Source organism: Halomonas nitroreducens (assembly GCF_003966155.1).
Lineage (GTDB): Bacteria > Pseudomonadota > Gammaproteobacteria > Pseudomonadales > Halomonadaceae > Halomonas > Halomonas nitroreducens.
In genome coordinates this window covers 128,257-153,975 of record NZ_RXNS01000006.1, presented here as the reverse complement: position 1 = coordinate 153,975, position 25,719 = coordinate 128,257, and the positions used below count along the sequence as shown (strand labels likewise).

Sequence of the window (25,719 nt, the reverse complement as noted above, 5' to 3'; positions counted from 1 at the left end):
GCGCGGCACGCCCAGTGCCGGCCGCCGCCGTGGATCGGGGGCATCGCTCGGTGATTCTTCGCAAGCCCCCGACACGCTTCAGCCTAGGGATGATGTCCGCTGGGGTCTGCCCACATGGGTTAAGAATCTGCATTATTTTTACTTCTTTCGATATGGGCCTGCCGCGCCCCGAGCTCAGGCGCCGGCGTTATCCGCGTCACTGCGGCCCGGCATGCCCTGGCCGCCCCAGGCGGTCGTCCGCCAGTCGTCCAGCTGGCGAGCGACCCGCCGCGCCAGCCAGCTGGCCAGGCATCCTCGGCGCCATTCCACGAAGCCCACATGACCACCATGCCGTGCGCTCTCCAGGCGTATGCCGGGCCCCAGGAGAAGGTCGCGGTAGAGCTCAGGTGGCATGAAGGGATCGTCGTCGGCGTGCACGATCAGCGTCGGCAGGCGAATCCCGCCGAGGCGAGGACCGGCCGAGGCCCGACGGTAGTAGTCGGCCGCGTCGGTGAAGCCGTGCAGCGGCGCGGTCACGGTATCGTCGTAGCCGCGCAGGGTGGTGACAAGCGCCAGCTGGGCGCGAGACAGCGAGAGGGGCAGTGTGCCGGCGTCGAGCCGCGGCGCCACCTTGCCCTTGAGGGTCTGCAGCAGGTGGCGCTGGTAGAGCCGGGCGACGCCCCGCTCCAGGGTGTCCGCGCAGGCCGCCAGGTCCACGGGCGGCGCGATGGCGATGGCCCCGGCGAGCCCGAGGCTATTGTCGGCGTCCTCGGCCAGCAGCTTGAGCAGCATGTTGGCGCCCAGCGAGACGCCGGCGGCCACCCGAGGCACTTGCGGGTAGCGCTGCGCCAGCCGGGTCAGCAACCACCGGGCATCGGCGGTATCGCCGCTGTGGTAGGCCCGGGGCAGCCGGTTGGGATGCGCCCCGCAGCCCCGGAAATGCATCAGCATGGCGCGCCAGCCCCGGCGACGAGCCGCCGCGAGCAGCTGGCGGGCATAGGGCGAGCGCACCGAGCCCTCGAGCCCGTGGAACAGCACGAACAGCGGCGCGGGGGCGCCGGGGGGCGGGCCGGCCCAGGCCAGCTCGACGAAGTCGCCGTCGGGCAGCTCGAGGATCTCCTCCCGCAGGCACGGCGCGGGCCCCGGCAGCAGGCGCGGCAGGAGCGTCTGCACATGCCGGTTGGCGAGCCCCGGGGCGGGGCGAAAGCTCGCGCGGTGGCGGCCCGGGATCATCGCGACGTGCCGCCGCGGGGGGGCTCGAGGGCCTGCCACAGGGCGGTCACCGCACGATGGGGCGTGGCGCGGTGGCGATACAGGCGGATCTCCAGCGGCACCTCCCAGCGGGAGCCGCCAGCCGGCACCAGCGTGCCGCTGGCCAGGGGCTCCCTGACCGCGCGGCCCGGCAGCCAGCCCAGCCCGTAGCCCAGGCCGATCAGCTCGCGGATGTTGCTGCTCTGGATGCTCTCGTTGAGCACGCTGAAGGTCGGCGCGTCCGCCTGCTGCTGGAGATGGGTGCGGATGACGGTATCGATCAGTCCCCGCGGGTGGTAGGCGATGAGGGGAACCGGTCGTCGTCCGCTACCCTCCAGGGAGAAGCGCGGGCCCCCGGCGGCATCCGGCAGGGACACCGGCAGCAGGCGTTCCTGACCCAGCACACGGTACTCCAGGCCCTCGGTATCGAAGGCCAGCGGGCAGGGGGTGGCCGGCCAGTAGCAGAGCGCCAGGTCGCATTCGTCTCGGGCCAGGGCCTGGAAGTAGTCGTCGGCGAGCCAGCCGGTGGCTCGCAGGTAGGGGGCCACCGGTGGTGGCGACGTCCAGCGGGCCAGCCATTGCGGCAGGAAGTGGGCGAGCAGGCTCTGGGGCGCCGCCAGTCGGATGCGGCTGGCACTGGCCTCGGCCAGTTGGCCCAGCCGTTCGCGGGTGGTGGCGACGCGTCGGGTCACGTCCTGGCACAGGGCCAGGAACTCCTCGCCGGCGGGGGTCAGGGAGAGCGGCAGGGTCTGGCGGTTGACCAGCACGGTGCCCATCTCCTCCTCGAGCAGCTTGATGCGTCGCGAGAAGGTCGGCTGGGTGACGTTCTGCTCCTCCGCCGCCCGCGAGAAGTGGCGCGTCTGCGCCAGGGCGATGAAGTCTTCCAGCCAGCGTAGTTCCATAGTGTTCCTTATGCCGGATCGCCGGGGCCGGTAGGACTATCAGAATAGCGCCCACCGGCTACCCGTTCAGACGGGTGGTTTTCATGGCGGCCACCACCCGGCGGAAAAGTCGACGAGCGAAGGCTAGACAAGGCAAAAATCAGCGAAAAGACGGAGTTTACGAGCCGTAAATGAGTACTTTGACCGGGCTCGCGCACGAGTTGATTGTTAACGCCGTCTAGCCGAGCGCAGCCACTTTTCGATGATCTAGATCCGGCCCTCCTCGACCCCATGGCAGGCGACCTGGCCGCCCTCGTCGGTGGCGATCAGCGTGGGCACCTCGCTGCGGCAACGCGCATTGGCATGGGGGCAGCGGCCATGGAAGACGCAGCCGGAGGGCAGGTTGACCGGGGTGGGCACCTCGCCCTGCAGGCGCAGGTGCTGGGGACGCTCGTCCTCCAGCCGCGGGATCGCCGACATCAGGGCCTGGGTATAGGGATGGCGCGGCGTGGCGAACAGCGTGGCGGTGGGCGCCACCTCGCAGACCCGCCCCAGGTACATCACCGCCACCCGGGTGCCGAAGTGCTCGACCACCGCCAGGTCGTGGGTGATGAACAGATAGGTGAGGTTGCGCTCTTGCTGGGCCTCCATCAGCAGGTTGAGCACCTGGGCCTGGATGGAGACATCCAGCGCCGAGATCGGCTCGTCGGCGACGATGAACTCCGGGTCCACCGCCAGCGCCCGGGCAATGGCGATGCGTTGGCGCTGCCCCCCGGAGAACTCGTGGCCGTAGCGGGCGCCCCAGTCCGGGGCGATGCCCACCGAGGCCATCACCTCGGCGACCTGGTCCCTGACCCGCTGGGGCGACCAGTCCGGATGGTGCAGGCGGATCGGCTCCTCCAGGGTCTGCTGGATGGTCATGCGCGGGTTCAGCGACGCATAGGGGTTCTGGAAGATCATCTGCATGCGCCGGCGATAGGGCATCAGCGCCTTGCTGGAGAGGTCGTCGATGCGCTCGCCGCCATAGTGGATCTCGCCGTCGCTGGGCGTGATCAGGCCCATCACCGTGCGGGCAACGGTGGATTTGCCGCAGCCGGATTCCCCCACCACGCACAGCGCCTCGCCGCGCTGGATGTCGAGGTCGACGCCGTTGATGGCGTGCACGTATTTCTGTTCGCGAACGAGCTTGCCGCCCTTGAACTTGAGCTGTTCCAGGAAGTCCCCGGACAGCGAGAAGCGCTTCTCCAGACCGCGCAACGACAGCAGCGGGTCGGCCGCCTGCGGCGCGGGGGATGTCGCGGTCGAACTCATCAGTCTTGCTCCTCGGCCGGAATGCGTTCGCGTTCGATCATCTCGGCGACCATGTGGCAGGCCGCCTGGCAGTTGCCGGACGTCACGAAGCCGGGCACCTGGTCGTGACAGGCCTGGCGCGTCGAGCCGTCGGCGCGCGTCACGAAGCCACAGCGCGGGTGGAAGGCGCAGCCGCTCGGCAGGTTGTCCAGGGACGGCATGCTGCCGGGGATCTGGTTGAGCCGCGAGCCGGGGGTGGCCATCTGTGGCAGGGCATTGATCAGCCCCTGGGTGTAGGGGTGCTGCGGGTCGTTGATGATCTCCCGGGTCGGGCCCTGCTCGATGACCCGGCCGGCATACATCACCAGCATCCGCTGGGTGACCTGGCTGACCACGCCGAGGTCATGGGTGATCAGGATCAGGCCCACGTTGTGCTCTTCGCAGAGCTCCAGCAGCAGGGCCATGATCTCGGCCTGGATGGTCACGTCCAGCGCCGTGGTGGGCTCGTCGGCGATGATGATATCCGGGTCGAGCAGCAGGGCGATGGCGATGATCACCCGCTGACGCATGCCGCCGGACAGCTCGTGAGGGTACTGGTCGAGCCGCGCCGACGGGGAGGGGATCTGGACCTGCTCGAGCTTGCGCAGGGAGATCGCCCGAGCGTCGCGGGAGGAGATGCGCCGGTGGGCCTTGAGGCATTCGACCATCTGCTCGCCGATGGTCAGCACCGGATTGAGGGTCATCATCGGGTCCTGGAAGATCATCGAGATGCGGTGGCCGCGGATCTTGCGCAGGGCCCGGTCACGCATGCCGATGAGTTCCTGGCCGTCGAAGCGGATGCTGCCGCCGGCGATGTAGCCCGGCTTGGCGATCAGGTTGAGCAGGGTGAAGGCCGCCACCGACTTGCCGGCACCGGACTCGCCGACGATGCCCAGGCGCTCGCCGCGATCGAGGCTGAAGCAGACGTCGCGCAGGGCCTGGACGTCGCCCCGGCGCAGGGCGAAGCGTACGTCGAGGTTGTTGACTTCGAGAAGTGACATGAAAACTCCTTGGCCTCAGCCCTTGTAGAGACGCGGGTTGAGCACGTCGCGCAGCCAGTCGCCCAGCAGGTTGATCACCAGCACCAGGATCACCAGCACCAGGCCGGGGATCAGGGTGATCCACCAGGAGCCGGACTGGATGTAGTCGAAGCCGGACTTGATCAGCGAGCCCAGCGACGGCTGGGTCTCGGGCATGCCGAGGCCGAGGAACGACAGCGCCGCCTCGGAGATGATGGCGTTGGCCACCTGGACGGTGGAGATGACGAAGATCGGTGACAGGGTGTTGGGCAGGATATGCCGGAACATGATGCGCCGGCTGGAGAGCCCCATCACCCGGGCGGCATCGACGTATTCCTTGCCCTTCTCGGCGAGAACCGAGGCGCGCACGGTGCGGGCGTACTGGGGCCACTCGGCCAGGCCGATGATCAGCACCAGCAGTGGCACGGCGTAGGCGCTGTAGGTGGCGCCGCCGAAGATCGCCTTGAACAGGGCGCCGACCACGATGGCCACCATCAGGGTGGAGAAGGACAGCTGGATGTCGGCCAGGCGCATCAGGAAGGCGTCGACCCGCCCGCCCAGATAACCGGCCAGCAGGCCGAAGCACACGCCCAGCGCGGCCTGCATGGCCACCGCGCCGAAGCCGATGATCAGCGATACCCGGGCGCCGTAGAGGATGGTCGAGAGCAGGTCGCGGCCCTGGGAGTCGGTGCCCATGACGTAGGCCGGATCGCTGCCGTCGATCCAGAAGGGCGGCAACTCCGAGGCCAGGATGTCGATCTGGGCCAGGTCGTAGGGGTTCATCGGTGCCAGCCAGGGGGCCAGCACGGCGGCGGCCACCAGCACGATGAACACCAGCAGGCTGACCTGGGCGATCAGGTCACGCTTGAAGCTGTAGAGCAGGTAGGAGTCGCGCAGGCGCTCCCAGCGGGTCGCCGTGGGGGAGGTCGTGGTGGTCATGCGGGCTTTCCTGTCAGCTTGACGGTGGGGTTCACCAGGCCGTAGATCAGGTCGACCAGAGTGTTGGTGATCACGAAGATCAGCCCCACGATCATCAGGTAGGTGACGATCAGCGGAATGTCGGAACGCTCGATGGCGTCGAGGAACATCAGGCCCATGCCGGGCCACTGGAACACCGTCTCGGTGAGGATGGTGTAGGCCACCAGGGTGCCGATCTGCACCCCGCCGACGGTGATCACCGGCAGCATGGTGTTCTTCAGCGCATGCAGGAAGTAGATGCGCCGCGGCGAGATGCCCTTGGCCCGGGCGAACTTGACGTAATCGGACTGCAGCACCTCGAGCATCTCGGCGCGGATCAGGCGGATAAACAGCGGCAGCATGATCGAGGCCAGCGAGATGGCCGGCAGCACCAGGTAGGTCAGTCCCTCGAGGGAGGCAAAATTGGTCTCCCAGGTGCCGAAGACGGGCACCGGGTCGCCGCGTCCATAGGCCGGCATGCCGCCGTCGGTGGTCAGCAGGTCATTGAGCCAGGCGCCCCAGCCGGTATCGGCGGGAAAGGGGCTCCAGGACACGCCGATGGCGAACAGCTGGATCAGCACGATGGCGGTCAGGAACACCGGGATCGAGATGCCGATGATCGACACGCCCATGAAGAAGCGTGACAGCCAGGCCCGAGGCTTGATGGCGCTGTAGACCCCGATGGGGATCGACAGGGCGATGATCAGGAAGGTCGAGGCGGCCACCAGCTCCAGCGTCGCCGGCAGGTGACGCAGGATGACGTCGGTGGTCGGCTCGTTGAAGACGTAGGAGTAGCCGAAGTCGAACTGCACCGCGTTGGCGGCGAAGCGCAGGTACTGGACCGCGAAGGGGTCGTTGAGGCCGAGCTCTTCTCGCAGGGCCTCGCGTTCGCTCTCCGGCACGGACTGGCCGACCATCTGCTGGATGGGGTCGCCCAGGTTGTCCTGGATGGCGAAGGCGATCACGCTGATGACGAACATCACCAGCAGCGCATGGAAGAGGCGCTTGATCAGAAAGGCGATCATGGGTGGCGTCCCGTAGGCAACACGGGGTGGCACGCTCGTCCCGAGCGCGCCACCGGGTCAGGGTTGGAGACTCGCCGGCAGGCTGCCGGCGAGGGAGGCGTCACTCGTCCTCGATGACCAGGTCCCCGAGATAGGGGAAGTTCATCACGTTGAGGACCGGCTCGATGTCGACGTGGTCGGCGGAGGCCCAGGCCAGGTCCTGCCAGTGCAGCGGGATGAAGGCCGCGTCGTCATGGAGCTGCTGCTCGACCTGCTGGAGCATCTCGGCACGCTTCTCGAGGTCGACCTCAAGGTTGGCCTCGGCGATGAGCTGGTCGAGTTCCGGATTGCAGTAGTTGCCGGCGTTGTACTGGCCGGCCCCGGTGTCGGCGTCCGGACACTGGGTGAGGTACTCGTGGAAGTTCGCCGAGTCCTCGGTGTCGGCATGCCAGCCGATCATCATCATGTCGGCGACGCGGTCGTCGTACTCGCCCCAGTACTGAGCCTTGGGCAGGGTCTTGAGGTCCACGCTGACGTTGATGCGCGCCAGCATGGCGGCCACCGCCTGGGCGATCTTGGCATCGTTCACGTAGCGGTTGTTGGGCGCCATCATGGTGATCGAGAAGCCGTCCTCGTAACCGGCCTCGGTCATCAGCTGCTGGGCCTTCTCGAGGTCATAGCGCGGCTCGAGGCTCTCCACGTGGCCCGCGTAGCCCTGCGGCGAGAACTGGGCGGCCGGGGTAGCGAAGCCCTTCATCAGGCGGTCGGCGATGCCCTCCTGGTTGATGGCATAGGCGAAGGCCTGGCGGACCCGAGGATCCTGGAAGGCCTCGACGCGCTCCTGGTTCATGTGAAAGAGGATGATCCGGGTGCCGGACATGGTGACCAGCTCGACGTCCTCGTCCTCGCGGATGCGCTCCAGGTCGTTGGGCGGCACCGGGGCGATGAAGTCAACGTCGCCGGAGAGCAGGGCGGCGACGCGGGTGGCGTTCTCGCTGATCGGGGTCATGACGATCTTGTCGACGTTGCCCGGGGAACTCTCGTCCCAGTAGTCCGCGTTACGCTCGAAGGCGATTCGCACCCCCTGCTGGCGATCGGTGACCTCGAAGGGCCCCGTACCGGACAGGTGGCGCGAGGCGTAGGAGTTGCCGTTCTTGACGATCTCGTCCTTGGGATCGCCGTCGGCGTCACTGCCGGCATAGAACTCGCTGTCCATCGGGAAGATGTAGGTGGCCAGGTTCAGCAGCAGCGGATAGGGCTTGGCAGTGGTGAACTCTACCGTGTGCTCGTCGACGGCGGTGACCTCGGCGATCGGCTCGAAGATCGCCTTGAAGTCCGGGCTGCGCTTGAGGCGCTCGACGGTCCACACCACGTCCTCGGCGGTGAACGGATTGCCGCTGTGGAAGCTGACTCCCTCGCGCAGGGTCATGCGCATGGTGGTGGGATCGACCTGCTCCCAGTCGCTGGCCAGGCGCGGCTCGAACTCGAGGTCCTGGGTCCAGCGCACCAGCGGGTCGAAGGTCATGTGGGAGAGCTGCAGGATGCCGCCGGACAGCTGCTCGTGGATATCGAGCGAGACCGGGTCGGCGTCGTAGGCCATGCGCAGGGTGGTCTCGGCCTGGGCGACGGCCGGGGTGAGCGCCGCGGTGGTCATGGCGGCGCCGATGACGCTTGCCAGCAGAGTCTTCTTGATTGTCATGTGTCGTTCCATGCCGGATGGATTGTTGTTGGCGTTGTCTCGCCGGCACCTGCCGACGAGGCAAACGGCCGTTTTGGTCCAGCCCTCAAGATAGAGAGGAACGCGGGAATAACACAATCGAAAATATGACAGGCGTCATGCGCCCGACGAATGAGTCGCCGGGCGCGGGGGGAGGTCAATCGTCGCTCGACGGCGCCACGCGATCGATCCGATACAGGGTGGAGACCTGGTCGAGACCGGTGACGCTGCACTCCAGGTCGGTGATCCGGCCGTCGTTCAGGCCGTAGACCCAGCCGTGCACGGCAAGCGGCTGGCCGCGTTGCCAGGCGCGCTGGATGATCTTGGTGCGACACAGGTTGTTGACCTGGGCCTGGACGTTGAGTTCGCACATGCGGTCGACCTGTTGCTCCAGCGGCAGGTGCTCGAGAGTCGGGCGATGCAGGCTGTAGAGCTCGCGCACCGAGTGCAGCCAGTAGTCGACGATACCGCACTCGCCGCCGGTGACCGCGGCCTTGACGCCGCCGCAGCCATAGTGGCCGACGATCATGATGTGCTTGACCTTGAGCACGTCCACGGCGAACTGCACCACCGAGAGGGCGTTCATGTCGTTGTGATGAAGCAGGTTGGCGACGTTGCGGTGGACGAACACCTCGCCGGGGGGCAGGTCGATGATCTGGTTGGCCGGCACGCGGGAGTCGGAGCAGCCGATCCACAGGTAATCGGGATTCTGCTGCTGGGAGAGGCGGGCGAAGAAGTCGGGATCCTGGCGGCTCACGCTTTCCGCCCAGTCGCGGTTGCGCTCGAGCAGCTGCTTCATTTCGGTTTTCATGGTGAGGTCTCTTATGAACAAGCCATCTGACTGTTAGCATTTTTTATTACCGGCATAGCGTGGGTCAATGGCCGCGGGCCTCCCTGGCGTTGCCGGCGGCTGGTATGATCGCTGCCACTTCACGCTCACCCACTTCTCAGGAGATCCCTGTGTCCGAGTACGATTATGACCTCTTCGTCATCGGGGCGGGTTCCGGCGGCGTGCGCGCTGCCCGTACCGCCGCCGCCACCGGGGCCCGGGTCGCCGTGGCCGAGGACCGTTACCTGGGCGGCACCTGCGTCAACGTGGGCTGCGTGCCCAAGAAGCTGTACTCCTATGCGGCGCACTTCCACGAGGCCTTCGAGGATGCCGGCGGCTTCGGCTGGCAGCTGTCCAGCGCCCCCGAGTTCGACTGGCCGACCCTGCGCGACAACAAGATCGGCGAGATCAAGCGCCTCAACGGCATCTATGGCCGCCTGCTGGATAATGCCGGGGTGCGGCTGATCAATGGCCGGGCGAAGGTGCTCGATCCACACCACGTCGTGGTGGCCGGCGAGACCATCAGCGCGGAGAAGATCCTGGTCGCCGTGGGTGGCTGGCCCTGGGTCCCGGACTTCCCGGGCAGCGAGCTGACCCTCAATTCCAACCAGGTCTTCGATCTCGACACCTTCCCCGAGCGCTTCCTGGTGCTGGGCGGCGGCTATATCGCCGTGGAGTTCGCCAGCATCTTCAACGGGCTGGGCAGCGAGTCCCACCTGGTGTATCGCGGCGAGCTGTTCCTGCGCGGCTTCGATCGCGAGGTGCGCGAGTTCACCCGCGACGAGATGGCCAAGAAGGGCGTCAACCTGCATTTCGAGGCCAACATCGAGGCCATCGAGAAGGTCGCCGGCGGGCTCAAGGTGACCCTGACCAACGGCGAGACCCTGGAGGTGGATGCCGTCCTCGCCGCCACCGGCCGGCGCCCCCATCTCGAAGGGCTGGGGCTCGACCAGTTCGACCTGGCGACCACCCCCGATGGCAGCCTGCGCGTCAACGAGCGGTTCGAGACCTCGGTGCCCTCGATCCTGGCGCTGGGCGATGTCATCGGCGGTCCCGAGTTGACGCCGGTGGCGCTGGCCGAGGCCATGCAGCTGGTCGAGCACCACTATGGCGAGACGACGCCCGAGCCGCTGGACTACGCGCGGATCGCCACGGCGGTCTTCTGTCATCCCAACATCGGCACCGTGGGCCTGTCGGAGGAAGAGGCTCGCGCGCAGTGCGGAGCCATCCGGGTCTACACGGCGGACTTCCGGCCCATGAAGCACACCCTGTCCGGCAGCAGCGAACGCTGCCTGATGAAGCTGATCGTCGATGACGCCAGCGACGTGGTGATGGGTGCCCATATGGTCGGCGAGGAGGCCGGCGAGGTGATCCAGGGCATCGCCATCGCCGTGCGCGCCGGGCTGACCAAGGCGCAGTTCGACCAGACCGTGGGCATCCATCCCACCGGGGCCGAGGAGTTCGTGACCATGCGCAGTCCCACGCGACGCTGAGCGATCCCCGGCCGGCGAGGCTGTCATCGCCTCGTCACTCCAGCGGGCCACCCTCATCAGGGTGGCCCGCTTGCGTTGGGGGCATGGCATTCGCGGAGTGGACTAGACTGGAAAAGGGCCGTGCCTTCCGGGAAGTCCACGGCATACTATAATTCCGTATTATGGTTTGTCGGCAGCAGGATAACCTGCTTTTTGAAATGGAGGTAAGCGGCTGTTATGATGCCCCTCAAATTCGCTACAGCGAACACCACAATGAACGCAACAACCGAGCCCTTCATTCCCTCCGCCGACCTGGCCAGGCCCAGCGTGGCCGATGCCGTGGTCGGCCATCAGGCCACGCCGCTGTTCATCCGCAAGCCCAGCCCCGACGACGGCTGGGGGATCTACGAACTGGTCAAGTCCTGCCCCCCGCTGGATGTCAACTCCGCCTATGCCTACCTGCTGCTGGCGACCCAGTTCCGCGACAGCTGTGCCGTGGCCACCAACGAGGAGGGCGAGATCGTCGGCTTCGTCTCCGGCTACGTGAAGAGCAATGCCCCGGACACCTACTTCCTGTGGCAGGTCGCGGTGGGCGAGAAGGCCCGCGGCACCGGCCTGGCCAGGCGCCTGGTCGAGGCCGTGATGAGTCGCCCGGAGATGGTCGAGGTGCATCACCTCGAGACCACCATCACCCCCGACAACCAGGCATCCTGGGGGCTCTTCCGGCGCCTCGCCGATCGCTGGCAGGCACCGCTCAACAGCCGCGAGTACTTCTCCACCGACCAGCTCGGCGGCGAACACGACCCCGAGAACCTCGTCCGCATCGGTCCCTTCCAGACCGACCAGATCTGATACCCGATGTTGCAGCGCCGGCCCCCAAGCGGGCCGGCACGGCACCCCTTTATCCGCCGTTTTTCCCCGACAGGAGGTCGCAATGCAGACCCAGACCCTCGAACGCATGGAATCCGATGTCCGGACCTATTCACGCTCCTTTCCGGTCGTCTTCACCAAGGCACAGAACGCCCGTCTGACCGACGAGGACGGGCGCGAGTACATCGATTTCCTGGCCGGCGCCGGGACCCTCAACTACGGCCACAACAACCCGCACATCAAGCAGGCACTGGTCGACTACCTGGCCTCCGACGGCATCGTCCACGGGCTGGACTTCTGGACCGCCGCCAAGCGCGACTACCTCGAGACCCTGGAAGAGGTGATCCTCAAGCCGCGGGGCCTGGAGTACAAGGTCCACTTCCCGGGACCGACCGGTACCAACGCCGTCGAGGCGGCGATCCGCCTGGCCCGGGTGGCCAAGGGACGCCACAACATCGTGACCTTCACCAACGGCTTCCATGGCGTGACCATGGGGGCGCTGGCCACCACCGGCAATCGCAAGTTCCGCGAGGCCACCGGCGGCATCCCGACCCAGGGCGCGTCCTTCCTGCCGTTCGACGGCTACATGGGCGAGGGCACCGATACTCTGGACTACTTCGAGAAGCTGCTCGGCGACAAGTCCGGCGGCCTCGACGTGCCGGCCGCGGTCATCGTCGAGACGGTGCAGGGCGAGGGCGGCATCAACGTTTCCGGCCTGGAGTGGCTCAAGCGCCTGGAAGGCATCTGCCGGGCCCACGACATCCTGCTGATCGTCGATGACATCCAGGCCGGCTGCGGCCGTACCGGCAAGTTCTTCAGCTTCGAGCACGCCGGTGTCACCCCGGATATCGTCACCAACTCCAAGTCGCTGTCCGGCTTCGGGCTGCCCTTCGCCCACGTGCTGATGCGCCCCGAGCTCGACAAGTGGAAGCCCGGCCAGTACAACGGCACCTTCCGCGGCTTCAACCTGGCCTTCACCACCGCCGCGGCCACCCTGCGCAAGTACTGGAGCGACGACACCTTCGAGCGCGATGTCCAGCGCAAGGGGAGGGTGGTCGCCGACCGCTTCCAGAAGCTCGCCGCCTGGCTGACCGAGCAGGGCATCGACGCCTCCGAGCGCGGGCGCGGCCTGATGCGCGGCATCGACGTCGGCTCCGGCGACATCGCCGACAAGATCACCGCCAAGGCCTTCGAGAACGGCCTGGTCATCGAGACCAGCGGCCAGGACGGCGAGGTGGTCAAGTGCCTGTGTCCGCTGACCATCACCGACGAGGATCTCCTCGAGGGACTCGACATCCTGGAGGCCAGCGCCAAGCAGGCCCTCAGCTGATATGCTGATTGGCCGCCGGGCCGGCACCAACGGCCCGGTGGCCAGCTCATTGGTCGGCTGCGGCGCCGCCGTGGCCGCCCCGTCATGACACTACCGGAGAGCCTACATGATCGTTCGCAATCTCGAGGAAGCCCGCCAAGGGGGTCGCCTGGTCAGGGCCGAGAACGGCAACTGGGACAGCACGCGTCTGTCGCTGGCCGATGACGGCGGCAACTGCTCGTTCCACATCACCCGCATCTACGCCGGCACCGAGACCCATATCCACTACAAGCACCACTTCGAGGCGGTGTTCTGCATGGAAGGGGAAGGCGAGGTCGAGACCCTGGCCGACGGCAAGATCTGGCCGATCAAGCCGGGTGACATCTATATCCTCGACCAGCACGACGAGCACCTGCTGCGGGCCAGCAAGACCATGCACCTGGCCTGCGTGTTCACCCCGGGGCTGACCGGCACGGAAGTGCATCGCGAGGATGGCTCCTACGCGCCGGCCAACGAGCCGGACGACCAGACCCCGCTCTAAAGGGCGCCGTCCCCGCCGTTTGGCGGGTCCCGTCGGCGATCGTGATCGCCGACGGGACCCGGCCGGGCAATGCGCCATCGACGCCGCCGACAGGCGATAAGGGCCGGCATGAGGCCCGAGGCTTGATACCGGCACGCGGCAGGTGGCGGGGTGCGAGCAAGATGAATCAATTTGAACATAATTGACGTTATGATCAATTTGATTCATCTGCTGACTTCCCGAAGCTTAGCCTGGCCACGGCATCCTGTCATATCCGTCATCGCCACGCCGCGCGCGTGCATGTCATCCAGGCGTCCTTGCGGATTCCGGATGCGCTTCCCCCTCCGTCACTCGTCTATCTCCCCCCTTCGGATCGGCACTCGACCGTCCACGCCCATCGCCTTGCCTGAAAAAAGTCGTAAAATGATGCTGTTACGTTCTCCTGCGGCGGCACCGCCCGCTGCGGCAAGGCGGTCTCCCCGAAAGAGAGCAGGTGGGCCTCGACCGACCATGTCGCTTCAGGCCGATATGCGACATTGAATGACCAAGGACTGATACCATGAGTGGATCCCAAGAGGACGATCGAGGCAGCGGCGGGGTGCTCGGACCGGCATCATCCCGAGCGACCGAAACAGCGCCAGCCGGTCGCCGGCCCGTGCCTCGCTACCGTTCGCACCTGCCGGCCGAGCACCAACATCGTCCCGACGCCATCGATGCTCGTGGCCCCGTGATGCGCATCTCGTCGACTCCGCTGCCAAGGCTCGAGAACCCCGCCCACGTCCACCTGCAGACCCAGAACTCCCCGTCCGGTGCCCGCAGCAAGCTCTACCTGCTCAACCACGTGGCTCGCCTGTTTGGCGCCGAGGATTATGAGCATCTCGTCTGGCATGACCTGCGGGTGCCGATTATCAACTTCATCCTCGCTCACCTGCGGGATGCGGGCTACAAGGCCAGCACGCGGAACGCCTACCTGGCGGCCCTGAAAGGTACCGCCAAGGAGTCATGGGCCATGGAGGCCATGCCCCCCGACACCTTCGAGAGAATCCGGGCGATCCGACCGGCCAGCAACCCCAAGAAACCCACGGGCCGCGCTCACGACATTGCCACCCTGCGTGGCCTGATCCAGGCCGCAGCCTCCGATGGCACCCCGACCGCGAGACGCAATGCCCTGATCATCACCTTCCTGGCCTCCCTGGGTATCCGCCGCGAGGAAGTCACCAGGATCATGGTTCCCCGGGATCTCAACTTCAGGACCCGGGAGGTCCATATTCACGGGAAAGGCAACAAGGAGCGTCTTGTGGTGCCGCCCGAGCCCGTCTGGCGCGAGCTGATCGACTATCTGGACACCGAGCGAGGCTACGACAGCGGCGCCCTGTTCTGCGCCTACTGGAACAACCGGTCGACTCCCGTCATCAGCGACAACGGGCTGACCCTTGGCGTGATCAACTACATTCTCGACAAGGCGAGAAAGCGTTGTCACCAGCTACTCGGGGAAGAGGTCACGCCCCACGACCTGCGTCGCAGCTTCGCCACCCTGATGCATGATCAGGGCATGTCGATCAGGGAGCTGCAGGTGCTGCTGGGCCATGCCAACTCCGCCACCACCGAAGCCTACGTGCGCGACAAGAAGGACGACTATCGCCACAAGGCCGCCGAGCTGGCCAAGGGCATGTTCTAGCCTGCTCCGACGCCGAGGTGTGCTGAGGCGAGATGCGGGGGCGCCCGGCCACTCAGCCGCGGTCCGCACCATGCCATGCGGGACCTTTCAGTCAGTGCCTGAATCGCAGGGCCGCGCCATGTCCAGCCAGGCGAGCAACTCTGCCTCAGGCATCGGCCTGGCATAGAGGAACCCCTGGCCGACCTCCACGCCGAGTTCGGTGAGGAAGGCCGCTTCCGCTTCGCTTTCGATACCTTCGGCGACGACCTCCAGGCCCAGGGTCTCCGCCAGGGAGACGATCGCCTTGGTGATACCGGCGCGTACCGGATGGTCATGCACTTCCTGCACGAAGGCGCGATCGATCTTGAGCACGTCGATGGGCAAGCGGTGAAGATAACTCAGGGTCGAGTAGCCGGTGCCGAAGTCATCCATGGCGATACGTACCCCCGCCTCGCGCAGGCGGTTCAGGGCGGCCAGGCTGCGATCGGTCATGGCAAAGAGGGTCGTCTCGGTCAGCTCGAGTTCCAGGGCATGGCAGGGCAGCGCGTGTCGAGCCAGGGTCTCCAGAAGCACATCGGTGAAGTCGTCTTCTTCCAGGTCGAGGGCCGACACGTTCACCGCCAGGCTGGGCACGCCCGTCCCGGCATGGTGCCAGCGTGCCAGGATCGTGCAGGCCTCCTCGATCACCCAGCGCGACAGCGCCCGGATCAGTCCCGTGGTCTCGGCCACGGCGATGAAGATGCCGGGCGGCAGCAGCCGGCCATCGGCACAGCGCAGGCGGATCAGGGCCTCGACGGCCTTGCTGTAGCGCCGTCCATCGAGGCTCACCTTGGGCTGCAGCCACAGCTCCAGTCCGCCATGGCTGAGTGCCTCGTGTAGCTTGGCCTCCACGCGCAGGAACTCCATCGCCTGGTGCTGCATGTCCGGCGAAAAGAAGGCCGGCGGGCCGTCCCCGGCATCCGCTAGTGCCTGGCGCGCACGATCAATCAACCCCTCGGCATGTCGGGCGTCACCCGGGCCCACGGCGATGCCCATGCGAGGAGACAGGTAGAGCCGCTCGCCGTCTATGTCCAGGGGAGCCTGCAGGCGCTGTCGGTTGCCCCGGGCCAGTTCCAGGACCTGCTCGACCGAGGCGCCGGGGGGATGGAGCAGTCCCCACTGGACCTCGCCCAGCCGGGCCAGCCGCGTCTGGGCATCGAGCAGGGACGACAGCCGGTTCGTCAGTTCGACCAGCGCCTGATCGCGGCCCGTGCGCGAGAGGGACATCAACAGGGTCTTGCCGGACACCTCGATAATCTGGAAACACACCTGCTGATCCTCCCCGGCGGCGATCGCCAGAGCCTGGTTCAGGTATTCGCTCAGCAACGGCCGAGCCGGCAACCCTGTCAGGCGATCATGGTTGACCAGGTAGGCCAGGTCGTCACGTTGCTTAAGCGCCAGGCGCCGGGCCCGCATCCAGAGGTGCAGGCGGGTAGTGAATTCCAGCCGGTCGACGGGCAGGACGGCGAATTCGTCGACCAGGTCCCGGAAGCGCACCAGGGGCGTGCGAATCTCGCCGCGGGTGACCAGAAGGATGACCGGAAGAAGCGTCGGGAACTGCATGGATCGTGCCTCACGCACCCGGGCGTGGTAGCGCTCCAGCCCCCTGGGATCGGCGATGATCAGATCACAGTCGACGCGCCGGAAGCTCGCGTCGGATGGCTCGACAGGCTGGTAATGCTGCCTGAGCACCTGGCCGAGCAGCCGCCGGTTGCTGGCGGACTCGATGAGCAGCATCAGCCGGCTTGTCCCCAGCGCAGAAGCGGCCTGGGCGGATGTCATGACGGATTTCCGCGATTGAGCAGGCTGGCCTCGACCTCGTCGTCGAGAAGCCGAACCCCGCCCGGGCCGATGCGATAGGGGCAGATACGCGTGTCGAAGCTCCCCGTGCGTTTCTTGAGGACGCCGAGCATCTTGCCCATTCGCTTGTTCTCCTCCCGGTAGTTGAGAAGCAACACATTGTCGGCGAGATAGCTGATGCCGCGCTCGGTCAACGTCATGGGGCCGCTGATCGCCTGGATCTCGTTGATCAGCAGGACCGAAATACCGCGTCGGGCCAGCCCCTTGGCGAAGGCATGGACGCGCTCCTTGAGGTTCTCGCCGTTCAGCGACAGCTCGAAGCCGGACACGCTGTCCAGAACGACTAGTCGCGTGTCGGTCGCCTGGGTCTCGTGGCGCACCTTATCCAGGAACTCGTCCGCCAGGTAGCGCATCGGCTCCACCTGCTCGATGGCCAGGAGGCCATCGTGCTGCAGTGCGGACAGGCCCATGGCCAGGTCATCGGCGCGCTTGAAATAGAAGGGGAGCTCCTCCTCGAAGAGGTATATCGCTACCCGGCCGTGTCGCGATGCCTGCCGCGCGAAGCTGGCGGCCAGGGTCGACTTGCCGACACCCGAGGGCCCGGTGATCAGGGTGGTGGTGCCAGGCTCGATGCCTCCCCCCAACAAGCGGTCCAGGCAAGGACTCCCGGAAGACAAGGGCTCGCCCACGGGCGCCGCGATGCTCGCGGCGGGGGGCAGATGATGGGGGAAGGCCTGTAGGCCATGCACGCCGACCCGGTACTGGTGACGTCCGGTCATGAACCAGGCCCCCCTGAGCTTGCGCACCTGGAGAAAGCCTTCGTCGAGTTCGATCACGCCATCGGCGAGAAACTGCAGTTCGCTGTCTGCCGGACTCCCGGCGTCCGTCGAGAACATGACCGTGCAGCCTCGACTGCACAGATAGCGGAGGAAGGACAGGATCTGGGCACGAAACTGGAAGGTATCGGCAAACAGCAGATTCAGGTGGTTTATCGAGTCGATGAACACGGTCTGCGGCTGGTGGGCGTCGATGGCGTCGGTGATGCGCTGCACCAGCGGCTCGAGTTCCACCTCCGCAGGATGAAAGATGTCATAGTGCTGGCGGTCCGTGAAGAGGGTCTCGTCTGGCCCCAGGCTCAGCAGATGGACGCCCGCGATGTCCAGGGATTGGCGCCTGGCATTGTCAAGAAGATGCGCCTCGCTCTCCTGGAACCCGATATACAGCGCCTCGCCGAGGTGCCGGGCGGCGGCGAGGAACTGCAGGCCCAGCGACGTCTTGCCAAGACCGGGCCCGCCTCTGAGCATGTAGGCTTTCCGGGGAGGCAACCCGCCGCCCAGGATGTGATCCAAGCCACCGCATCCGGTGCTGATCCGAGTCTCTTCCATGCGTAACACCTTGTATCGTCCGAGTATATTCAGGCTGCCTGATATGCTGGGTTGAATCCGTCATTCTTTGGTCTCTGCACGCCGTTCGAAGATCAGGGTGATCTCCGCCAGGGTCACGCCGAACTTTGTCATGGCGGTACGGTTGATCAGTCGGGCATCGGGCTGGAGGTACATCCAGTCGTCCATGGTGAAGGTGATGTCCCGGCCGCCCACCCGGACCTCCAGCGGGTAACGCATATGGAAGGCATGGCCGGCCTGGCGGGCCTCGACGATCCCCTCGACATCATCGGCGCGGCCACGCCAGCGATCCTCGCCGGCACGCTCGAACCGCCAGACCCGACGGTCGGTGTCGCCATCCGCATAGGTGAAGCGCTCGTCCAGGACCAGGGTATTGCCGTCCAGTCGGCCCTGGATATCGACGGTGAAGCGACGCTGCACCTCGCCACTGTAGTCCTGGACCATGCCCCAGGCTCGTGTCTCGCCGACGAAGTACTCCGCGATATCGAGCCGGGGAGTGGTCCCGGCATAGCGCTCGATCTCCACGCTGCTGCAACCGGCCAGGAGCAACATCGTGGCCAGCAATGCTAGCAGTGTCCGTGGCAGCCAAGCCGTCTTGTACATCCGCCTTTTCCTGTAATGGATATGTCAAAGATATCCTAGCCCATAAACCTGGCCGCCACCATTCGGTTCGCCAACCGGGGCCAGATGGCTGACGTGAGGTATAGTGGCTAAGAGGGCTTGGCCATGCTCCCGGCCAGGACTTCGCAGAATATATATTATGTTAATACGAACACCAAGGGTGTCTATGTCAACTGTGTCTACTTAAGGTGTCAGGGCTGAGATCAGCTCCTTCGGGTTGACTCATATGCTCACCATGTCAAATATGGAGCATTCCATGGATGGTGATGCTCATGAGGCTCGTCAAAATTCGTTACAGCGACACAGCGGTCTCGTGGACCGTGCTCGATCATGATGGCGGTACCGTCGACCCTCTGCGTGACTGGATCGTCCATCTCGAGGAAACCAACCTCTCTCCGAATACGATCGTCGCTTACGCACGCCACATGGCTCGTCTAGGTAGCTATCTCAACGCGATCGGAAAATCGGTCTATGACATTTCGGTGAGCGATTATGATCACTTCCTTCAGTGGCTGCCATACGCCTTAAGCGCTAAAGACGAGCCACCGCCAGAAAACCTCGTAACCTTTGATGCGCGTTCCCTCCAAAAGCTTTCCCCATCGCTGAAAAACCAGCTGCATTTGGCGACCAAATCCTTCTATCGCTATCTCCAGGGACGAGATCCATTCGGGCATGTCCGAGGAACGCAGTCACAGCATCACCAGGGCCTCAACAGCTATAAGCCCTTCCTCGAGCACATCAACAGCCGGCGCACAACCAAGCAGAAAGATCGTTACCTACGCGGTGACATCGGGAAGATCCAGAAACAGGTCACTGAAAAGCGCCTGTCTCCAGAAAGTGTCCTATTACTCATCAAAGCTTGCCATAGGCTGAGAGATGCTTTTCTGGTGACATTGCTCTACAACACAGGGATGCGCATTGGCGAAGCTCTGGGGCTCCGTCACACAGACATTGACCTCGAAGACAAGATCATATGGATCATCCCTAGGGACGACAATGAGAATGGTGCCAGGGCTAAGGGACAACGTGTTCGTGCCATTCCGGTCATGGACTACCTGCTCGATATGTATGAAGACTTCATCACAAGCGATGAGTATCAAGACGCTTTTGAAGCGGGCACCGAATATGTATTTTGTAATATTCAGCGAGGCAGCATTGGACGTGCCCTTTCCCGTAGTTATGCAGAGAATCTAAAGAACTACTTAAAGCAACGAACAGCTGTGGCTTTCACCTGGCATCATTTCAGGCACACGCATGCCAGTGAAGCCATTGTCGACGGCTATGGACTACTCGAAGTAGCGGATCGCCTGGGGCACGCAAGTCCACAGACAACCATGGATTTTTATAAACATTTGTTTAGCCATGAGATGCGAAAGCTTCATCTGACGGGCCCAGAAAAGCTGGAAAAACGCCTCGAAGAATTCAGGAAGTTGCCACATATCACTGACAGAGGCGTAAAATGGATCTAAAGGTAATTCAGGGAAGTGCCGACAGCCAGGTTTTGTATGATGAGCAGCTCTTGGCAAAAATTGAAACCTATGACAGCAAACTGTTTTTTAATGACGTGTGGGATGACGGATTTGTAAAAGACATTGAAGTCTTTACGAATGAACACGTTGGGATAAACAGACCTATTGAATTTACCGGGCTGCCGCTGACACCACAACTTGAGCTGAAATGCTATTGGGCAAAATTTCTTTCAGATGAACGCAACAACTCTCGTTCTTCTGTAGAGCGCAGGCGCTTGCCAATGAGATGGCTAAACACCGACTGGAAAGAAATATCCAATCGCTTTGGAGTTTCTTGCCTGGCAGATATACCCCACCCTGAGTTCACAACTCGTTATACCTCGAGCAGCGAAGAAAAAACTACCAGAAAACATAACGCTGAACTTTTAGATATTTTTTCGAGATACTCGAACAATTCTAAAAGAAAGAAAATCAAGCAGAGCTATGTTAGTGACAACAGCATTGTTGAAAAGGAGTATCTTCCAGCACGAATTACAGTTGCTGGCGATATCCACAAAAACATTATAATGCAGAGGGAGCAATTCAAGCCTCTTCAGAGGCGAATGATTGTCTACCTCAACGATATTTATAGCGAAGATGACTACAGATTCAAAGACACACAGCGTACCAGAGACAAGTACCTTAATTTTTACCGTTACCCTGAATGGTTGCGTGATGCTGTCCGCTTTCATGTCATAAAAAAGATTCAGCATGGTGAGTTAGCCCCAAGCACACTTGTTGGTTACATGGGAAGGTTTATAAATTTCCGCGACTTCATGCACGAGAAATTTGAGACCCCCTCTCCTGCTCTTATATCAGATGAGCTGATCGAAGATGAGTATTTAGCATGGGGTAATAGGAAAGGCTTATCTGGGAAAAACTGGTTTACAGACACTGTGGCGATGCTACAAACGGCCTCAAGGGAATTCTCTGACAAATGGCCTTCTTTGTCAGTATCCAAAAGAGCAGTCAAGAAAATCAAGAAGACACACTATAAAGAAGGGCTGGGGCGAATAGGATATGCGAACGAAGGCGTGGGACGCTCCTACTCGCAGCGCATCATTGACGAGCTTCAGATGGCTGTCAAGGATGCCCCCTCCCCTATCCCTCAAATATTTATACTAATCCTTGCCACGGGCATGCGCGCTGAGGATGGCCATTCAGTTCTCTTTGATTGCCTTAAGGATGATCCGGATGATGATAACTTTATGATCCTCCACTTCTGGCAGAACAAGGTCAGGAAGTGGAACAGAAAACCGCTTTCCAAAAGCGACAAATCTCACGCGGCATTAATAAAAGTCATTGAAGAACAGAGGAAGTCTATAGTTCAGAAGCATGGCAGCCCAACAAAGTATCTTTTTCCTTACGTCACGGGAACTCGGGAAAGTTTTGTGTCTCAACACTGGACTGCGAGTGAGATAAAGAAAAAAGTTGTAAGTCAACAGGTGAGAGATGATGAAGGCAACCCCCTCACCTTTTCTTGGCATCCTCTTCGCCATACAATGGGCACATCTTTAGCACAAAACGGCCATGATATTCTTAATATCATGATGGAGCTTGGCCATACCAGTCCTGATATGGCGACGGTTTATGTCAACAACAGACTTGAATTGAAGAAAAAAGCTCTCCTGGAAAAAGGTAGCGGAAGGTTCTTTACGATACATGGCAGTGTCGATGATAAAATTGGTGAGCTTCTTGTCAGAAAGGAGCAACTAGCAGCCACTCGTGTCTGTGGCGGAGCTTGTTCAATGCCTGCTCAAATTGGCGATTGGTGTGAACACGCCAACGCATGCTATACATGTAAACATTTCAGGGCTGATGCAAAAGATGTTGAATTTTTTAAGTCTGAAAAACTTGCCATTGACGCTCTCATTCAAGAGCAGCAAGAAGAATCCCAAGAGCTTGCAGAGTCAGGAAAAACAAGAATGTCAGAAATCACAGGCCGACGCCTCAGAAAGAACAAAGAAGTCTACGACTCTTTAGGCAAAATCGTTTCAGCCATAGAAGAAGACGGCATCTACAAAGGTGCTGAACAGAAAGCCAAACAGATAAAGCTGGAGTTTGTCGAATGAGCGACAAAGCCACTGAAGGCCTCGCTAAGGCTAGAGAAGAACGAAGTTTGCGGAAGCGTCGTGCTGTAGAGGAAGCTATTGCGACTTTGAAAGAGCGTAATGAGGCCATAACATTTAAAGACATTGCTGCTCTCGCCGGGGTTAGCAGGCAGTACCTATATAATAATTTCAAGGAATCCATATCAGCTGAGCGTGATAATGCACGTTCATCTTCATCAGAGATAGATGGCGTGACCGTCCCTTCACGCACTCCTGAGGAATACCGTCATATAGAGGCTGTGTTGCGCAACAAGGTGGATCGTTTGAAGCAGGATCTTAGTTCTATTCGAAAGGAAAATTTTCGGCTTAAGCAAGAGCTTGAGAAAGAGCGCGGAAGATCTGAACATTTCAGGAAAAATTGGATCTCAGCAAGCTCAAGATAAATTACAACAATACTTAGTTTATGCAGAGCTTAACCAACTGGAGGGAATATGACCGAACAATGGACTTATCCTGGGGCACGGTGGTGGAAGTTTGACTTCCATACGCATACACCAGCATCCAAAGATACTAGTGCATGGCAGGCAGCTATAGGGACACCTGAAGAGCTTACGCCTGAAATGTGGCTGCTAAAGTATATGGCTGCTGAGGTAGACTGTGTAGCAGTGACTGACCATAACAGTGGTGAGTGGATTGATAAGCTAAAAACCTCTTATGCACAGATGAAAGGGCTAGCTGATCAAGGAAACCCTCCAGACGGGTTTCGTGAGCTACACCTATTTCCTGGAGTCGAGATTTCAGTTCAAAATGGTATCCACCTATTAGCAATTTTTGACCCATCAAAAAGTAGTCATACGATTAATGACTTACTTTCTAGAGTGGATTATGATGGAACATACGGCGATAGCGATGGAGTCACCAGAGATGGCGCTGCCACAGTAGTTGAAAAAGTAATTTCTGTAGGTGCCATAGCCATTCCAGCACATGTCGATAGCGCTAAGGGATTATTGCAGGTAGAGCCAGGAACTCGTCGCTCCCGCTTAGATTCCAATACAATCCGCCAGGTCCTACAAGTACCAGGTTTACTGGCACTAGAGCAGTGTGACAGGCATTCTGCACTCCCCCAGTTGCTTGATGAGCTCTCACCTCAGTTTGCATATGTAGCTGGAAGCGATTGCCATTCTTTCAGAGGAAAAGCTACTCCTGGCTCCCGATTCACGTGGATCAAAATGGCTAAGCCTAGTATAGATGGACTTCGTTTATCTCTTTTGGATGGGCAAGGTGTCTCTGTCTGGCGTAGCGACGACAACAATTTTTCTCCGTTCGAAAAACCTGATCATTTTATTGAGTCTATCAAAGTAGCTGGCGCTCGCTTTATGGGGCGAGGAAAACCTAGTAAAATTGAGTTAAGCCCATATTTTAACGCTCTTGTTGGCGGGCGAGGAACAGGAAAGTCTACGATAATCCATGCATTGAGATTAGCTTACAACCGGACTCACGAGCTACCCGATAACTCTGATGCTTCACATACATTTGATCGTTTCAGTAAGGTAGCAAAGAACCGAAACGACATAGGTGGACTGCGGGATGAAACGCGCATCGACGTCAATATTAATCGGCATGGGGATTTGCACTGCTTAAGATGGGAGAAAAATGGGACCAGCAACAGAGTCAGTGAATGGAATGATGTCACTGGCAGCTTTGAAGATTCTGGCAGCCAACTCGTGAATGAACAGCGTTTCCCTATTAGGCTTTTCAGCCAAGGCCAAATTGCTGCATTAGCTGGAGATAGTCAAGAGTCATTATTGAAAGTTATTGATGATGCTGCTGGGACCGCTGAGACAACATCTGAGATTGAGAACTCAAAACACTCATTCTTCGTCACCCTAAGCAAGCTGCGTGAAATTCAAACAAAGCTTAAAGGGCGTGACGCGCTATCTATAAGTCTACAAGATGTTGAGGCGAAGTTGGCGAAGTTTAAAGGAACTGACCATGCTTCCCTTCTAAACAAATATCATGTAGTAATTCAAAAACGGCAGGAGTTGAATCGACAATTCCAGTCAGCAGACACAATCATCAAAAGATTGAAGCAGATGTCTGAGGAGCTGGTCCCTGCTGATATTCCTGATGGAATATTTCAAGATCCAGATGATGCGGCAGCATTGCAATCAATAAGGGCACTACATGATAAGATATCTAGCTCACGCACTGAAATTAATCAAATAGCATCACAGCTTGAACAGCAAAGTCATGCACTGGTAACAGAGTTGAAAGCTTCGCCATGGTCAACAAATGCTAATGACACAGTTTCAGCATATGAAAAACTTAAAGAAGATTTGCAGCAACAAGGTGTTAATGATCCTAGTGAACATGGGCGCTTAGTTGAAGAAAAGCAGAAAATTCAACAAGAAGCTCTACGCTTAGAGTCACTCCAAAAAGAGCACGATCAAGTTCTTGGAGAAGTGAAAACGCAGTACGAAGGGGTTAAGTGTGCCAGAAGGTCAAAAAGTGAGATAAGGCATAATTTTCTAAGCTCTACTCTCGAAGGTAATCCATACGTAAAAATAGAGCTAGTTCCTTATGGCAATGATCCATACGTTATTGAGCGGTCTCTAAGAGACATGCTTGGAATATCCGATGGGAAATATGCAGAGGATATTTATCAAGAACCCTCTGATGGCAGTCCCAAAAAAGGACTGGTTTCAGATATAATGTCCAGCATTGATCAAAACAATGCTGATGACCAAGGTGTCGAAAAAATAGAGGCGGCCATTCAAACTGTCAAAAATCGGTTAATTAATGCAGCTCGAGGGGAGCCTGAGTTTGGGGGATGGTTTAATAAATTCCTTAAGTCAGAATCAGAGAAGCGCCCTGAACTAATCGATCATATCCTTTGCTGGTTTCCAGAAGATGGGTTGAAGGTAGAGTATAGCCGTAAAGGTGATGGTCGTGACTTTCAATCTATTGGTCAAGCTTCAGCAGGACAGCGGGCAGCTGCCATGCTTGCGTTTCTACTAGCCCACGGAGATGAACCCTTAGTTCTCGATCAGCCTGAAGATGATTTAGACAACCACTTGATATATGACTTAGTGGTACAGCAGATTCGTTCTAACAAGCTTCATCGACAGCTTATTGTTGTAACACACAACCCTAATGTAGTCGTTAATGGGGATGCGGAGCTTATACACGTTCTTGACTTTAACAACCAGTGCTTCATTAAAAACATCGGATCTTTGCAAGACACACGTATGAGAGATGAGGTTTGCCAGATAATGGAGGGAGGAAAGGAGGCGTTTGAACGTCGATATCAAAGGCTTGGTAGGAAGGTTTAAGCTTCCTGATAAGGGATAGTTTAGTCCGAGTGATTATTGCGCCCTCTATGAGGGCGCTTATTATTCTTTTCGGCTTTCATTTTTTCAGTGATGTTACGGTTTGGCGGATTAAGGGCTTCCCAAGAGCCCTCTTCGACTGGCTCAAATGGTCCCTTATAATCGACCACACTT

The 25,719-nt window shown here is 60.6% G+C and carries 20 protein-coding genes; 9 read left to right on the top strand and 11 right to left on the bottom strand.

Annotation, left to right across the window (positions count from 1 at the left end; all coding sequences use genetic code 11):
• Positions 1-174: 174 nt before the first annotated feature.
• The 8 genes from EKG36_RS08165 to can all read right to left on the bottom strand — a co-directional run bounded on the left by EKG36_RS08165 (position 175) and on the right by can (position 8,948).
• Positions 175-1,212 (bottom strand): hydrolase, encoded by a 1,038-nt coding sequence (locus EKG36_RS08165; protein WP_126482913.1) that lies wholly within the window; start codon positions 1,210-1,212, stop codon positions 175-177.
• Entirely contained in the window at positions 1,209-2,132 is a 924-nt protein-coding gene (locus EKG36_RS08160) for a LysR family transcriptional regulator (RefSeq protein ID WP_126482911.1), read from the bottom strand. The genes EKG36_RS08165 and EKG36_RS08160 overlap by 4 nt, the downstream gene beginning before the upstream one ends.
• A 246-nt stretch (positions 2,133-2,378) precedes the next feature.
• On the bottom strand, positions 2,379-3,422 hold the full coding sequence (locus EKG36_RS08155; RefSeq protein WP_126482909.1) for an ABC transporter ATP-binding protein: 1,044 nt from the start codon (positions 3,420-3,422) through the stop codon (positions 2,379-2,381).
• On the bottom strand, positions 3,422-4,441 hold the full coding sequence (locus EKG36_RS08150) for an ABC transporter ATP-binding protein (RefSeq protein ID WP_126482907.1): 1,020 nt from the start codon (positions 4,439-4,441) through the stop codon (positions 3,422-3,424). Before EKG36_RS08150 ends, EKG36_RS08155 begins: the two co-directional genes overlap by 1 nt.
• Positions 4,442-4,456: 15 nt before the next feature.
• Positions 4,457-5,398, bottom strand: a complete 942-nt coding sequence (locus EKG36_RS08145) for an ABC transporter permease (RefSeq protein WP_126482905.1) — start codon at positions 5,396-5,398, stop codon at positions 4,457-4,459.
• Positions 5,395-6,441 carry an ABC transporter permease gene (locus EKG36_RS08140; protein ID WP_126482903.1) on the bottom strand — a complete coding sequence of 349 codons (1,047 nt, stop codon included), beginning with the start codon at positions 6,439-6,441 and terminating at the stop codon, positions 5,395-5,397. Before EKG36_RS08140 ends, EKG36_RS08145 begins: the two co-directional genes overlap by 4 nt.
• 100 nt (positions 6,442-6,541) lie before the next feature.
• Positions 6,542-8,119, bottom strand: a complete 1,578-nt coding sequence (locus EKG36_RS08135; RefSeq protein ID WP_126482901.1) for an ABC transporter substrate-binding protein — start codon at positions 8,117-8,119, stop codon at positions 6,542-6,544.
• A gap of 175 nt (positions 8,120-8,294) precedes the next feature.
• The gene (gene can / locus EKG36_RS08130) at positions 8,295-8,948 is read right to left on the bottom strand and encodes a carbonate dehydratase (RefSeq protein WP_126482899.1); all 654 of its coding nucleotides are present in this window, start codon (positions 8,946-8,948) and stop codon (positions 8,295-8,297) included.
• A gap of 149 nt (positions 8,949-9,097) precedes the next feature.
• Between can and gorA the strand changes: the two genes are divergently transcribed.
• From gorA to EKG36_RS08105, 5 genes are all read left to right on the top strand, one after another.
• On the top strand, positions 9,098-10,459 hold the full coding sequence (gorA, locus tag EKG36_RS08125) for a glutathione-disulfide reductase (protein ID WP_246007459.1): 1,362 nt from the start codon (positions 9,098-9,100) through the stop codon (positions 10,457-10,459).
• A gap of 252 nt (positions 10,460-10,711) precedes the next feature.
• A complete protein-coding gene (gene ectA / locus EKG36_RS08120) occupies positions 10,712-11,290 on the top strand; it encodes a diaminobutyrate acetyltransferase (RefSeq protein WP_126482895.1) in 579 nt (192 codons plus the stop codon).
• A gap of 82 nt (positions 11,291-11,372) precedes the next feature.
• Complete coding sequence (gene ectB / locus EKG36_RS08115; RefSeq protein ID WP_126482893.1) at positions 11,373-12,638, top strand: diaminobutyrate--2-oxoglutarate transaminase; 1,266 nt, start codon at positions 11,373-11,375, stop codon at positions 12,636-12,638.
• Between the two features lie 106 nt (positions 12,639-12,744).
• Entirely contained in the window at positions 12,745-13,158 is a 414-nt protein-coding gene (locus tag EKG36_RS08110) for an ectoine synthase (RefSeq protein WP_126482892.1), read from the top strand.
• 634 nt (positions 13,159-13,792) lie between these two features.
• On the top strand, positions 13,793-14,815 hold the full coding sequence (locus tag EKG36_RS08105; protein WP_185827514.1) for a tyrosine-type recombinase/integrase: 1,023 nt from the start codon (positions 13,793-13,795) through the stop codon (positions 14,813-14,815).
• A gap of 87 nt (positions 14,816-14,902) precedes the next feature.
• Here the strand turns inward: EKG36_RS08105 and EKG36_RS08100 are convergent, their stop codons facing one another.
• The 3 genes from EKG36_RS08100 to EKG36_RS08090 are packed head-to-tail and all read right to left on the bottom strand — an operon-like array spanning position 14,903 to position 18,639.
• Positions 14,903-16,615: a putative bifunctional diguanylate cyclase/phosphodiesterase gene (locus tag EKG36_RS08100; RefSeq protein WP_126482888.1), complete on the bottom strand. Its 1,713-nt coding sequence runs from the start codon at positions 16,613-16,615 to the stop codon at positions 14,903-14,905.
• Positions 16,612-18,018 carry an ATPase domain-containing protein gene (locus tag EKG36_RS08095; RefSeq protein WP_126482886.1) on the bottom strand — a complete coding sequence of 469 codons (1,407 nt, stop codon included), beginning with the start codon at positions 18,016-18,018 and terminating at the stop codon, positions 16,612-16,614. The genes EKG36_RS08100 and EKG36_RS08095 overlap by 4 nt, the downstream gene beginning before the upstream one ends.
• Before the next feature lie 60 nt (positions 18,019-18,078).
• Entirely contained in the window at positions 18,079-18,639 is a 561-nt protein-coding gene (locus EKG36_RS08090) for a DUF3833 domain-containing protein (protein WP_126482884.1), read from the bottom strand.
• A gap of 278 nt (positions 18,640-18,917) precedes the next feature.
• Between EKG36_RS08090 and EKG36_RS08085 the strand changes: the two genes are divergently transcribed.
• The 4 genes from EKG36_RS08085 to EKG36_RS08070 are packed head-to-tail and all read left to right on the top strand — an operon-like array spanning position 18,918 to position 25,548.
• Entirely contained in the window at positions 18,918-20,126 is a 1,209-nt protein-coding gene (locus tag EKG36_RS08085; protein WP_246007458.1) for a tyrosine-type recombinase/integrase, read from the top strand.
• Positions 20,117-22,237 (top strand): tyrosine-type recombinase/integrase, encoded by a 2,121-nt coding sequence (locus EKG36_RS08080; RefSeq protein WP_126482882.1) that lies wholly within the window; start codon positions 20,117-20,119, stop codon positions 22,235-22,237. The genes EKG36_RS08085 and EKG36_RS08080 overlap by 10 nt, the downstream gene beginning before the upstream one ends.
• Entirely contained in the window at positions 22,234-22,659 is a 426-nt protein-coding gene (locus EKG36_RS08075) for a DUF6262 family protein (protein ID WP_126482880.1), read from the top strand. Before EKG36_RS08080 ends, EKG36_RS08075 begins: the two co-directional genes overlap by 4 nt.
• A 48-nt stretch (positions 22,660-22,707) precedes the next feature.
• Positions 22,708-25,548: a TrlF family AAA-like ATPase gene (locus tag EKG36_RS08070; RefSeq protein ID WP_126482878.1), complete on the top strand. Its 2,841-nt coding sequence runs from the start codon at positions 22,708-22,710 to the stop codon at positions 25,546-25,548.
• The last annotated feature ends 171 nt before the right edge of the window (positions 25,549-25,719 follow it).